General features: G+C 39.2%; 9 protein-coding genes. 1 reads left to right on the plus strand and 8 read right to left on the minus strand.

The features are described from left to right. Nucleotides 1–8 precede the first annotated feature (8 nt). The 8 genes from ABIB30_RS14525 to ABIB30_RS14560 form a co-directional block, all read right to left on the minus strand. Nucleotides 9–764, minus strand: a complete 756-nt coding sequence (locus ABIB30_RS14525; protein WP_354303182.1) for an SDR family oxidoreductase — start codon at nucleotides 762–764, stop codon at nucleotides 9–11. A gap of 107 nt (nucleotides 765–871) precedes the next feature. Beyond that, nucleotides 872–1,240 carry a helix-turn-helix domain-containing protein gene (locus tag ABIB30_RS14530; protein ID WP_354303184.1) on the minus strand — a complete coding sequence of 123 codons (369 nt, stop codon included), beginning with the start codon at nucleotides 1,238–1,240 and terminating at the stop codon, nucleotides 872–874. A 10-nt stretch (nucleotides 1,241–1,250) separates the two neighbouring features. Then, nucleotides 1,251–2,000, minus strand: coding sequence for a LytR/AlgR family response regulator transcription factor (locus tag ABIB30_RS14535; RefSeq protein ID WP_354303186.1), 750 nt, complete (start codon nucleotides 1,998–2,000; stop codon nucleotides 1,251–1,253). Nucleotides 2,001–2,103: 103 nt separating this feature from the next. After that, complete coding sequence (locus ABIB30_RS14540) at nucleotides 2,104–3,429, minus strand: RagB/SusD family nutrient uptake outer membrane protein (protein ID WP_354303188.1); 1,326 nt, start codon at nucleotides 3,427–3,429, stop codon at nucleotides 2,104–2,106. A 19-nt stretch (nucleotides 3,430–3,448) separates the two neighbouring features. Further along, the gene (locus ABIB30_RS14545) at nucleotides 3,449–6,808 is read right to left on the minus strand and encodes a SusC/RagA family TonB-linked outer membrane protein (RefSeq protein WP_354303190.1); all 3,360 of its coding nucleotides are present in this window, start codon (nucleotides 6,806–6,808) and stop codon (nucleotides 3,449–3,451) included. An 82-nt stretch (nucleotides 6,809–6,890) separates the two neighbouring features. Then, the gene (locus ABIB30_RS14550; protein ID WP_354303192.1) at nucleotides 6,891–9,479 is read right to left on the minus strand and encodes a zinc-dependent metalloprotease; all 2,589 of its coding nucleotides are present in this window, start codon (nucleotides 9,477–9,479) and stop codon (nucleotides 6,891–6,893) included. Nucleotides 9,480–9,657: 178 nt separating this feature from the next. Then, entirely contained in the window at nucleotides 9,658–11,235 is a 1,578-nt protein-coding gene (locus tag ABIB30_RS14555) for a sensor histidine kinase (RefSeq protein ID WP_354303194.1), read from the minus strand. 35 nt (nucleotides 11,236–11,270) lie between these two features. Then, nucleotides 11,271–11,708, minus strand: coding sequence for a hypothetical protein (locus ABIB30_RS14560; RefSeq protein WP_354303196.1), 438 nt, complete (start codon nucleotides 11,706–11,708; stop codon nucleotides 11,271–11,273). Nucleotides 11,709–11,853: 145 nt separating this feature from the next. On the opposite strand from ABIB30_RS14560, the gene ABIB30_RS14565 reads away from it, so the two are divergent. After that, complete coding sequence (locus ABIB30_RS14565) at nucleotides 11,854–12,939, plus strand: alpha/beta fold hydrolase (protein ID WP_354303197.1); 1,086 nt, start codon at nucleotides 11,854–11,856, stop codon at nucleotides 12,937–12,939. The last annotated feature ends 156 nt before the right edge of the window (nucleotides 12,940–13,095 follow it).

Consider the following 13,095-nt stretch of genomic DNA (forward strand, 5'->3'; position numbering starts at 1 on the left):
AATGATATTTACCGTGTAGTATAACCGCCATTTGCAAAAATAGTCTGGCCTGTAATCCACCAGCCTTTAGTCACCAGAAATTCCACAACAGGTGCGATATCTTTAATATTCGTTAGCCCGCCTAATGCCGAAGCCGATTTATGATAAGCAACAGCATCCTCATTTTCCTGTCCGTAAAAGAATGGGGTATCCATAGGGCCGGGGCCTACTGCAGTAACCGAAATTCCACGCTCTCCAAGCTCTTTGGAGGCCGCTCTGGTGAAATGTTCCACCGGAGCCTTTCCACCTGCATAGGTAGAATAATAACCGGTATAAGCAGCCAGCAACGAGGTCACTATCGTACATATTTTCCCATGATCATTTAATTGCTTGCCTGCCTCCTGGATGAAGAAATAAGCCACTTTGGAATTGATAGCAAACATGCTGTCATATTCAGCTTCTGAAGTTTCTCCAAAAGGTTTTTTCAAGACCTGACCAATCGTGTTAATGGCAATATCGATACCGCCATACTTCGCTTTAGTTTCAGTGAAAAATTTACTGATATTTTCAACGTTTGTAAAATCGGCTTTAAATAAAAAGGCTTCTCCTCCTTTGGCCTGGATATCTGCCAATGTTTGCTCAGCAGCATCTTTAGTATTGTCACTATTATAGTGAATGGCAACCTTTGCACCTTTTTCAGCGAAATTACGACTTAACAGCCCTCCTAGATTTTTAGCCCCACCGGCAATTAATACCACTTTACCTTTCAATTCATTTACTGACATAAACTTTCGATTAGATGATTAATTCATACAATAATCAAAGGTTCGCATTAATATCAAGTACAACGTGGTGAGCTTTTCGGAAGTTTTAATCCGGAGTCATTTTAGCTTTATTTCTGATTTTTCCTGAATTGTCCAGGGCTCATGCCAACATATTTCTTAAAGAATTTTGAAAAATTAGAAGGATCGTAAGTTAGTTTACGCGCAATTTCAGCAATAGACAAAGAGGTTTCCAGCATCATCTTTTTTGCTTCTGCAAGTATTCTCTGATCATAAAAATAACAGGGATGATGACCTTGGGTGAGCTGTACCGTTTCGCTTAAGTGTTTTGCAGAAATAAAAAGATGGGCTGCAATTTCATTAATTTCCAGCATTTCTATAGCATTACCGGCAATCAGGTTAGCCAGATGCTGATCCAGAAAAGCAAAATATTCAGTAGTGATTTCTTCGTTTCTGGTTATTTTCTTCGGTATGTTCATCCTGCCCCCCTTACTGATCAAGCCATCTTTTAAAAGCTTCTGCTCTTTCTTCGCTGACAACGACCTCCACATTTTCTGGTTTTGGAGATAAATGTATTCTGACCCGGTTGCGGGAAAGTTTGTACATTTCCTTAATTGCATTGATATGAATGATAAACTTGCGGTTGATCCGGAAGAAATTATCCTGATCGAGTTTGGGTTCCAAACTGCCGATCGTTTCTTCAATGATATAGTTCTGCTGATCTTTAGTAACCAGGAAAAGATACTTATCATCGGCCATAAAGTAAGCTACCTGATCGGCAGGTACTGTTTTAATCAGCTTGCCTACTTTCACCATAAACCGGTTACGCGTTCTCCCTAATACTTCTTCTACCTTTTGTACCAGCTGAGGAGTGTTGATAGTGGTCTGGCGGATATTACTCAACTTAGTTAATGCACTGCGCACATCTTCTTCGTCAAAGGGTTTAAGCAGGTAATCTATTCCCTGGTTCTTAAAAGCTTTTAAAGTATATTGATCGTATGCTGTGGTGAAGATAACCGGACTGCTCACTTCAACCCTTTGGAAGATCTGGAAACTCTCTCCGTCACCTAAATGGATATCCATAAACAGCAAATCTGCCTGGTGGTTTTGCAGCCAGTTTACCGCAGCTTCTACCGTCCCGACTATCGCATGTACCTGTATTTCAGGATTGATGTGCACGAGCATATTCTGCAGGGTAACTGCAGCCAGTTCTTCGTCCTCAATAATCAGTACAGTCATGCTTGAATTGCTTAACTGTAAATGTAAAAAAAAACTCCGGCCTGCAGAAACAGACCGGAGTTAAATCATCTTTAATCTATCATTTGATAGTTCAACTCAAACTCTATAATAGATTTGGGTTATTCACGACTGCTTCCTTAGGGAATCTCAGCGTATATCTTGGATCATTTAGCTGTAAAGTATAACTTGTTCCAGCTATAGTATGCGTTAAAGCAGGTTGTCCGTATCTTCTTAAATCATACCAACGGTGACCTTCTAAAGCTAATTCTCTTTCGCGCTCTGCATAAATCTCTTTTAAAAGATCTGTTTTCGCAAATGCCTGAATTCTTGTTTTCTCCGTTTCGAAGTAAGCTGGTTTTAAACGCTTCGCTTTTAGTGCCAGTAAGCTTTCTGTTGCCAATGCTGTATTACCAGTTTGCAAGGCTGCTTCAGCCTGGATCAGGTATAATTCTCCGTTGCGGAAAGAAATCTTAGATTCGTTGCCTGTCGTTTTCTGCGAAACATATCCATCGCTTGATTTACTAAAATACATTGGAAAACGAAGATCATTCGCCTGATTGTAAACACTCAATAAATGTGAAGAGATAAAGAACGACTGCGCTACAGAGATTACCAGTGTTTTCTCCATCGACAGAATATTCTCTTTGGCCTGAAAATGATTTGGCAATTTACTCCCTGTAACATTCAGATCTTCTAATTGATTATTTAGTGCTAAAGCTTGTTGCGCTGCTGCTAATGAATTGTTCCAGTCTCCTTTAAATTCATAGACTCTGGCTTTCAGCGCCAATGCCGCACGTGTGGTAAACCGATAGTTCTTTCCAGCTTCGAAGGTAGCCACATTTAATAATTTCTGACCTTCATTAATATCGTCAATTACCTGATTATAGACAGCCTCAACGGTGGCAGGAGCATATTTTTGTTCCAGATCCATTTGGAGTGACAAAGGTACCCCGCGGTCAGTTCCAGCAGTAGCTGCCTGGTAAGGTTTCGCATATACGTTCAATAATTCAAAGTGACTGTAAGCTCTTAACAAGTAAGCCTCCCCTTTCAATTGATCTGTTTCCGCATTTTTACCTGCTTTATCCTGTACTTCTGCAATTACTTCATTGGCATAAAATATAGTTTTATAAAATTCCAGGTATTGGAAAGAGGTGGTTACAGGATCTGGAGATGCATCGTTCCATTTAAAAATATCACGATAAAATGCAATGTCAACACCAGATTCATCGATAGCCAATTCATCTGTACGTATAGCCAAAAGTGATTTATTTGTGGAGAACCCAGCATAAGCGGTATTCAATAAATCCCTGAAATCGGCCGCAGTTTTAGGGACAACTTTTCCTACGGGTTCTATATCTAAATATTTTTTACAACTGCCCAAGGTGAGTAACACCAATAGTACAGCAGATAATTTTATAATTTTCTTCATTTTGAATCTATTTTTAAGTCTAAAATGTTGCGTTCAAACCAACTGAGATACTTCTTGAAATAGGCTGAGCGTAAATATTACCGTAAGTTTCAGGATCAGAATATCCTTTGTAGCCTGTACTTAATACGAATAAATTCCTGCCTTCAACGCTAAATCTCAATGAATTTGCTTTGATCTTCGATGAAATTTTTGCTGGTAAAGTATAACCTGCACGAATACTGTTTACACGCAGGTAGCTCATTCTTTTAGCGAAAACATCTAAAGATTTGTAAGAGTTTCCAGGATCAGTATTGTTATACCAGTTATAAGCCATCCAGCGGCTACCATCACCAGTTGCACTATCAAAAATCTGAGGCTGATTGGTGTTGGTATTGGCAGGTGTCCATGCATTTAAAATATCTTTAGAGAAATTCATTCCACGGTCAACGGCTGCTGGATTATAAGCAGGTGTAGCAGTCATTAGCTGACTGATGTTAAAGATCGCCGAAATAGACAGATCAATATTTCCAAAACGGAAACGGTTAATCAAACCTCCTGTATATTTAGGGTCTCTATCACCTGCATAAGTAAATAGTCCCTGGTATTCTTTATTAGTTAAAGAAGAAGCTGTAGCATTTCCAGGGAAGAAATCTGCATATGGATCATATAATTTATAGAAGTTTTCTACGGATACCACTTTACCGTCCTGGATGAATTGTGGAATTCCATTAGCATCCAATCCTGCTGTTTTCAAAACGAATAACGCATTTACAGGATAACCTTCTCTTGATGGCGTGAATTGATTAGCTCTGGCCATTTCACGGGTAACTTTACTTTTATTATGGGCGATGTTGAAATCAGTCCACCATTGGAATCCTTTAGTACTGATATTTCTTGTAGAAATAGTCAGCTCCAATCCTTTATTTTTAACCTGTGCAAAGTTAGAGTTGGTAAATTCAAATCCATTCTCTAATGGTAAAGATTGTAAGCCGATCAGGTCTTTACTGTTCCTGTTGTAATAATCAAAAGTAATCTGGAAAGCATTGTTGAATAATCCCAGATCTACCCCCGCATTAAACGTAGTTGTTTTTTCCCAGCGAAGTTTATTGTTAGGCGGGCTTTCTACGTTAATTGTTTCTTGTGTGCCACCTGGTAATATATCAGCACTACCGTATCTGCCGACAATTTGCGGCGTAGTGTTTTTGTCAATATTCCCTTGTATACCATATGAAGTACGGAAACGCAGATTCGATATCCATTTTGCTTTCTTGATAAAATCTTCTTCATTCGCATTCCATGCACCCGAGATAGAGTAAATTGGCAGGTACCTGTATTTAGGGTCTACACCAAATAAATCTGATCCGTCGTAACGAATACTTCCGTAAGCGGTATATTTCCGATCATAAGTATAAGAAAGTGTACCATAGAAAGAAGCATAGGCATTACTCAGTTTTGATTTTCTGTAAGCACGATAAATTTCATCATTTATCCTGTCTGAATTTGGGAATAGAATATTCTGGTTGGTTAAAGTACGTTCATTATAACCGAAAGCTTTAGTGGCCAGGTCATCGCTGTTATTTTTCCTGAATTCAGTACCCGCAAGTGCTTCGATTTCATGTTTCTGGTTGATTACTTTTTTATATTCCAGTAAAGTTTTCCAGTTGTATTGGAAGAAAGAAGTCTGCTGATTTTGCATAATTCCACCGGCAGGCAAAAAGTATTCGTACTGCTTGGTTTTAGAGTTGTAATAACTTGTACCTTGTTTGAATTTACGGGTAAAATAAGATTCTTCACCTGCATATTTTTCAATGCCTGTCTCTTCAAACTGCAAACCCAGTTCAGAATGTAATTTCAAATCTTTAATGATTTGATAGTCCATATCAATAATACTCTTTACACTCTTATTTCCTAAAGTATAACGGGTGTTATTTCTTTCTTCAATAATATTGAAAGGGACATAAATATCACCACGCAGGTTATTTGTACCAAAAATATCTCTGTCATAGGAATAACTTCCATCAGCATTTCTAACCTGCTGATATGGATTGACATTTCTGGAATATCTTGCAGGATTGGTAAAACCATCTATGTCTGCCAGGTAATTTTTACGATCTGATTTGGAACCGAAAATCGCAACGCCAAGCTTTAACTTCTGAGAGATATTAAAATCGGTTTTCAAAGTCATGTTATATCTTTTCAGCCCGGTACCTATGGTTGTTCCTTTTTCGTCGTAATAGCCACCTGAAAAATAATAATTGGCCTGGTCATTTCCACCAGAAAGACTTAAACTGTATTGTTGATTAATAGCAGTCTGATAAAGTTCTTTACCCCAGTCTGTATTGTTTCCGCGCAGTGCATTAATTGCTTGCTGTGTAGCCGGGCTCAAAGCTGAAAAACCATTGGTCTGGTAATTTTCCAATTCTTTATTCTGATTAAGAATTCTGGCCACCCCGCCCTGACTGTTCCGGTAAAGAAGATCTGGTCTTGCTGCAAGTCCTAATTCAAAGTCAACTTTTTCAGTTGAGTTCATCAGGTTCAGTTTATCCAGGTTGGGACGTTCCGAGATAAAAGTATTGGCATTAAAGTTTATTGAGACTGGTCCTTTTTTCCCTTTTTTAGTCGTGATCACAATAACTCCGTTTGCAGCTCTGGCTCCATAAATAGAGGTTGCTGCTGCATCCTTTAAAATTGTAATATCAGCGATATCATCAGGGTTTAAACCTGCGATTGGCAAGTTACGCAACTGGTCAATGTTATCTTTATCTGTCAGGTTATTTGGTAAGTTTGTTCCTTCTAATGGAATCCCGTCTAATACCCATAAAGGATCTTGTCCGCCATTCAATGAAACTGTACCACGGATACGGATTTTTGGTGCTCCTGATGGGCCACCACCCAATGAAGTAACTGCTACACCGGCAATCTGACCTTCCAGCATCTGATCAATTCCTGAAACACCAGACTGGCGAACTTTGTCATAGTCCAGCACAGTTGTTGCAGTGGTATTCTTACGTTTTGAAATCGCAGTATACCCGTTCACAACTACTTCGCCAAGGTTATTATCACTACTGGCCATAGAGATGGTAAGCTTAGTCTTATTGATAATATTGACCAATACAGAACTATACCCCATATAACTTACGCGAATGGCTGGTGTGCCTTCTGGAACAGCTAATGTAAATTTACCTTCAGCGTTAGTCACGGTACCTATCGCTGTATTCTGGATTACTCCTGTAACATTGGTCTGTTCACCTATCGTGGATTTGTCCACATAGACAGATGCACCTGGTATTGGCAATCCTTCCGGATCCAAAACCTGCCCACTGATAGTGGTTTGTTTCTGACTGTATCCTGAAAGACTAAGGCCAATCAGGAAGAGTATTAACAGTAGATTTTTAATCATAGTTTGTTGTTTAGGTGTGTTTGATAATGTGTGAATTGTGTGTGTGTGGTGTGTTTATATGTGTGTGTGTTCTTGTGTGTGTTTATTTAGTTTGAAGACTTTGACGAATACGGAGGATCAAATCCATATAATGCCCCTTAGTCGCCTCATCACCTCTGTTTTTATTATTTTCCAATAGGTTTAAGATTTGTAAAAGTTCTCCTCTTTTAGCCGCTGCAACTTCCGACGTCCGGCTCATTGCTGTGACATAAATATTTCTCAGGTTTGACGCAGGATTGATACCGTTTTCCATCGCATGGTTTAAGTCAGTTTCCTCTTTATTTAAACCTAAATCACAGGTTTGCGGCAAGTTATTCAGACTGGTCTGGAACAATGATTTCTTAGTAATCTTCTCCAGCATTTTATCGGTACTCACCAATAATACATCTACATAATTTTGCTGTAACATGCGGTCTGTGATAGACAATGTTTTTCCTTTTAAGGTTTTTGCGAAAATTGCAGGGCGGATATCTTTAAACAATTCGCCAACAGTGAATACGTTTTCTTTGCCAAACTGAACTTCCATTTCCAGCATTCTCAATAGACGGTCTTCGCCTAATAAACTGTAAAGCAAACCATACTGATATTCACGTCTCAGGTTTAATGGTGCATATTCCATCGGGCCTACTGGTGTATCTTTTATAGGGAAGGTCTTTTTAAGTAATTCTTTGTTGAACAACCATTCGGGCATAGTAAACACCTGGTCTTTGAAATATTCCAATGCACCTTTCTGAATCTTAACAGGTACCGGGGTATAAGCATCTTTACCGTCTCCGCTCACTGGGTTTTCCAGATAATAACCTCCGATGTTTGCAGTTACATGCTCTGCATAGGTTTGCCATTGCCAGATTGCAGCCAGGTAAAGTTTACCGGCCTGGTAATAATTATCACCTTCTGGTGCAGACCAGGTTAAGATTTGCGGGATCAGACGTTTTAAATTCGCCAGTCCGTAACGGCTTGCTTTTACGGCATCATCACCAAGATCTTCGGATTGTGCTCTTGGATCTACGATGTTTTTCATTTGCTGCTGCTCCCCGTAGTGGTACAGCGCATCATTTGCATGTACTTTAATCCATTCTTTAAGGATTGGTAGTTCCTGGTGCGGATCTTCTACTGGTAACCAGCGGTATCCCCAGGCAATAGCATATTTATCATAAACACCGATTTGAGGAGTGATATTAGTGACTTTATCTTCTGGTTGTGCTACATAATTAAAACGTGCATAATCCATAATGGAAGAAGCTGTTCCGCCCATACGATTGGTAAAAGCCGGGGAACGCAAAGAGTCAACCGGGAAAGATGCCGAAGAAGACATATTGTGTTTCAGCCCTAAAGTATGGCCGATTTCATGAGAAGAAACGAAACGGATCGCATGTCCCATTCTTTGATCAGACACGTCATTATTTCTTACTTCAGGATCAATGATTCCGGTTTGCACACGCATCCAGTATTGAACTGAAGTCATTACATTGTGCCACCATACCACATCAGATTCCAGAATTTCTCCTGATCTTGGGTCTACTACTGCCGGGCCCATTGCATTTGATTTAGGCGAAGCGGCATAAGTAATTTCTGAGTAGCGTACATCGTCACCATCGTAATCGGTAGTATCTGTAACTTCACGAGCCTGAATTGCATTTTTGAAACCTGCTTGCTCAAAGGCTTTCTGCCAGTCATATACGCCGGCAATAATTTCTTTTCTCCATTTTGGCGGAGTAGCAGGGTCTATATAAAAGATAATTGGTTTAACTGGTTCTACCAATTCACCTTTAAGATATCTTGCGCGGTCTTCTGGTTTAGGTTCCATTCTCCAGCGGGTAACCAGTTCTCTGGTTTCCAGCTTATGCTGTGCATCTGAAAAATACCATCTTGGTGTACTGAAGAAACCGACTCTGTTATCTGCAAAACGAGGTTTCATTGGTTTTTCAGGTAATAAAAGAATATTAGTGGTCACCGTAATACTAATAGGTACACTGATTCCCGCATCCATTACCCTGGTACTCATTAATGCACGAACGACAATATTCTGAGGGAAACTTTTAATCTTTTCAATAGCTGAAAGGGAAGTTTTAGGTGTTGCGCCTAATCCCATATCATTAAATACATCATTGAAACTTTTCTCCGTTCCATCAAAAACCTTGTTCATCTTTACCACAACGGCCGACGAATCAGGCGAGTAGGCTTCGATTTTAAATGACTCGATCACAGAACCGGTAAAGTTATCTTTCACTGAGCGCGTAATGGCATCGCCCGCAGGAGATTCTACCTGCGGTACGATAACCTTAACCCATACTGTTTTAGCTGCTTTATTTCTTGAGAAACGAATGACTCTGTTATCAAAGTTCATTCCTTTATTGACACCTGATTCGTTAAGTGCCAACGGTACTGATGATATTTTATTGACTACTAAAAAGTCTTTTTCCATCAGGTTCAGCGGAATTTCGAAATAGTAATCGTTTTCCACCTGGTGTACTTTAAACAAACCTTTTAGTGTAGTTGCCTTCTTTAATAATTCGGCATAACTTTTCTCTTCCTTTTTACTGGTGCTATCTGTTTTCTTTTTAAGCGTGTCTGTAACTGCTTTTTTGCTGGTAATCTTACCTTTATGCACAGGTAATTTCTTAGGCTGCACAGGTAGTTTTTTAGGTATCTGGGTAAAACCGTTTACATTGCATAAGAATAAAAAGAGCGCTGTAAAAGACAATTTCAAAAGTTTTTTAGTCAAAATCATGCTACAAAATCCCCCTTAGTTGGGAGATTATGAAATTATTAAAAGTGAAAGTCCTGTTATGTGAAGTGAAAGCGCAGTTTTAAGGAGTGGAAGGTTTTTTAATCAGTGGCAAAAAGCATTGATACGTCCCATGTTCAATTCCATAGCTCAGCTGGAAGTCTCCAAAGTGCGCATAAATACCCTGCAGATATTTCAAACCTTGTTTCCCTGAATCTTTCACATCGGTGCGTAGCTGTAAGTTGTTGGTGACCACTATACCTTCTCCCTCACTCCTGATACTGATATGCAGGGGTTGAAGTTTAGAAACGATATTGTGTTTTACCGCATTCTCGACCAAAGTCTGCACACTCATAAATGGAATGTAAGCAGAAGAGTGTTGTGGATTAATATCAATTTCTAAAGATGCCAATGCTTCACCAAACCGTATTTTTAACAGGAAAAAGTATTCACTGGCAAAACGTACTTCTCTGGAAACTTCTTCCAATCCATTCTGCGTAGGATCTAAAACATAACGGTATACCCTGGAAAGCTTAACGACAAATGCCTTAGCCAAATCAGGTTGTTCTTCAATTAAACCATTCAGCGAGCTCAGTGAATTAAAAAGAAAATGCGGGTCGAGCTTTTCCTTGAGCTTATCGAGTTGCAGGATTGCATTCTCTTTTTCCTGTTGTGCAGCGAGTATTTCGGCTTGCTGTCTCAGCATAAATTGCTTCTGCCATTTAGCTTGCGACCATTCTATTAAAACCAGGATAATCAGGGTGGCAGCAATCAGCATCAGAAACACATACTTTTCGATCGCTTTCACGTCTTCATCTATCACAAAAACCGGTGTTTCCAATACCATAGTCCATTTCATCCGGCTGATCCCAAACGGGGTATAAAAACGAAAAACAGGCATTCCCAGGTAAGAAGATGTAGCTATTTCATAGAAACTTATACTATCAGCAAGCTTTTCAAGACCAGCTGTTCTGATTCCACCTGGCATTTGTTTTCCGATCTGCTTCTCCTCTGGACTCAGGACGTAATCGCCTTGTTCGTCAACGATATAGATAGATGCGCGACTTTTACTATCTACCCCCCACAAATAACGTTGTAATTCTTTGAAATTGATATCCAGCCCCAGAATAAGCGTAGAGGAATCTGCAAGGCGATGCCGGGTAGCCAGCAAGCCATGAATGGAATCTTTTACATTAATAATAGTCCCTATTCTTGTGATGGTATCTGTTGAAAGAAGTTGATTACGAATCCAGTTCTTCTGATAAGATAATATCTCACCATGCTGATAAAGAGTTCCATTTTCATTGATCGTCCTGTAAACAGTATCCCGCCCACTGATCATAGCATACCAACCATGTTTTATTTTAGAGTGGCTTAACAGCAGTGCATTGACCAGTTTTTCCCCTTTCAGGAAATCACTGGCAGATTTGAATTGAGGCAGGATGAGTTCAGCATTGTTCAATCCTCCGACAAAACCTCTGAACTCATTATTGATAACATTGGATTTCAGCTGATAAATGCTGGTTGCCATATCCATGCTGATCCGTTCTGTGCGCTTATTGAATTTACTGGTTATAAAAAAACCAATCCCACTAAAACACAGTAAGATAAATACTCCGATGGCAATAAAGTACCTGGAGTTATATACTGAAGTTTTCATTCCGGCAAATATAGTCAAAATGCCTAAAACCTATTTTACAGGTCAGAGTTCCATCTTGGCATCCGTTGAAAGAGCTGATAATGCCTTTCAAACAGTATATTTTCCACTTTTCCGGGACTATCTGTATACTTCTCACTATGAGTTACATACCAATAAACATCCAGCGCTTCAATATTTTCTTTCTCCATTTGAGCGGGCCAGGATATTTCTCTGGATACGTCGGTAAACTGCATTCCGTTGATCAGCTGGTCTTTCAGTCCTCCGATCCCCGTATTTTGAATAGCGTTTAGTTCTTTTTTGGTCACCTCACCTGTCCCCCCTATAAATACCAGTTCAACCCTCCCGTTTTTCAGGGCATAGGTGAGGAATACACCTATTTGTTTTTCAGGTGCGTTACAAACATCCTGTAATTTATCTTCTGATGTCAAAAAGAAATGTCCATTCTTTTTGTATTTGTTCAATTCGTTAAACATATGCTGATTGTTTCAAATACTAGTTAACAACTTATAAATCAATATTCTCCACGGTAGAATATAAATATATAAAAACCAATTAATAACAGGATCATCAATAGCTATATCTTTGAGGGATTAAAAAGAAAAAACAGATAAACTTCAGATGAAAATATTACGCTTACTCACTTATCTGTCTCTCGCTTCCGTAAATTTTACGCTGATGGCACAATCCAGAACTGCTCCTGATATGGAACAATTATATACCCAGGCAAGTTCAGCTTATCGGGAATTCGAAAGTAAACATGGAGGTTATGTCCAGACGGATAATGTATTGATGCACTATTTATGCTGGGGAAATCCAAAAAACACGCCTTTAATCTGGTCACACGGAAGCTTCAGTCACAGTTATGAACTGGCTGATCTGGCCAGACTCCTGACTGATGGGGGATATTATTTAATTGCTGTTGATTATTATGGACATGGTCAGACACCGATTCCGGAAAAAGAAGTATCACTTTATAATTCTGCGGATGACATCCGGGTCTTAATGGATTCTTTAAAGATTAATCAGGCTATCATTGGAGGATTTTCCAGGGGAGGCTATATTGCCGCTGCTTTTTATCAAAGTTATCCTGAAAGAGTTAAAGCCTTAATATTGGAAGATGGAGGTTCTGTAGCTTTTAATACTTTTAATCATCAGATGAGTGAAAAAGCGCTGAATATTAAAATCAAATCTATGGCACCTGAACAAGGAGCCGGTAGTATTTACGAGGCTTCTTTTGATTCACCTGCCGCGGCTTATCAAAGTTTATACGATAAGCATGTGGGTGGACTTCAGTTTGAATTGTTAAATATCGTCAAACCCAAAGGCGATCAATGGATTACTTATGCAGGATTAAATGACTTTTTCTGTATGAAAGACGATCAGCAATTTAAAAGCCTGGTATTAAAACCAAATAATTCTCCGTTGTATGGGGCTTCGATCACCATGGTACAGCCGAAAATTATCTTTAGAAATCTGCATGTTCCTTTATTAATACTTGATCCGGTAGCTGAGCATGATCCAATGCCATTTGAAAAAGATAATATTGCTTTAGCGAATCAATTTCCACGGTTGATAACCCGGGTTGAATTTACAGGGGTTGAACACAATATTCATTATGAAAAACCGGCACAATTTAGCCAGGAACTAATCAAATTCTTAGGTGTTGTCCAAAAACAGCGGTTTTCGTTTTCACAAAAGAAATGACTGATAAGCGAATAGATGCCCTTATCTTTGTTTTTTATAACTTATCTTAATATTTCACAGCAGAAACCATGATCAGATTGAACAATGACACGCCTACCGATGTATTGCAGGAGGTTAAGAAAGGTAGTTTAGTAACGGATACTTTTAGTAAAACAG

It is taken from the genome of Pedobacter sp. UYP1 (assembly GCF_040547305.1).
GTDB lineage: Bacteria > Bacteroidota > Bacteroidia > Sphingobacteriales > Sphingobacteriaceae > Pedobacter.

Coding starts and splice junctions, on each gene's coding strand:
- ABIB30_RS14560 (WP_354303196.1), bottom strand. CDS start 11,708: ATGTTTAACGAATTGAACAAATACAAAAAGAATGGACATTTCTTTTTG.
- ABIB30_RS14545 (WP_354303190.1), bottom strand. CDS start 6,808: ATGATTAAAAATCTACTGTTAATACTCTTCCTGATTGGCCTTAGTCTT.
- ABIB30_RS14565 (WP_354303197.1), top strand. CDS start 11,854: ATGAAAATATTACGCTTACTCACTTATCTGTCTCTCGCTTCCGTAAAT.
- ABIB30_RS14530 (WP_354303184.1), bottom strand. CDS start 1,240: ATGAACATACCGAAGAAAATAACCAGAAACGAAGAAATCACTACTGAA.
- ABIB30_RS14555 (WP_354303194.1), bottom strand. CDS start 11,235: ATGAAAACTTCAGTATATAACTCCAGGTACTTTATTGCCATCGGAGTA.
- ABIB30_RS14540 (WP_354303188.1), bottom strand. CDS start 3,429: ATGAAGAAAATTATAAAATTATCTGCTGTACTATTGGTGTTACTCACC.
- ABIB30_RS14535 (WP_354303186.1), bottom strand. CDS start 2,000: ATGACTGTACTGATTATTGAGGACGAAGAACTGGCTGCAGTTACCCTG.
- ABIB30_RS14525 (WP_354303182.1), bottom strand. CDS start 764: ATGTCAGTAAATGAATTGAAAGGTAAAGTGGTATTAATTGCCGGTGGG.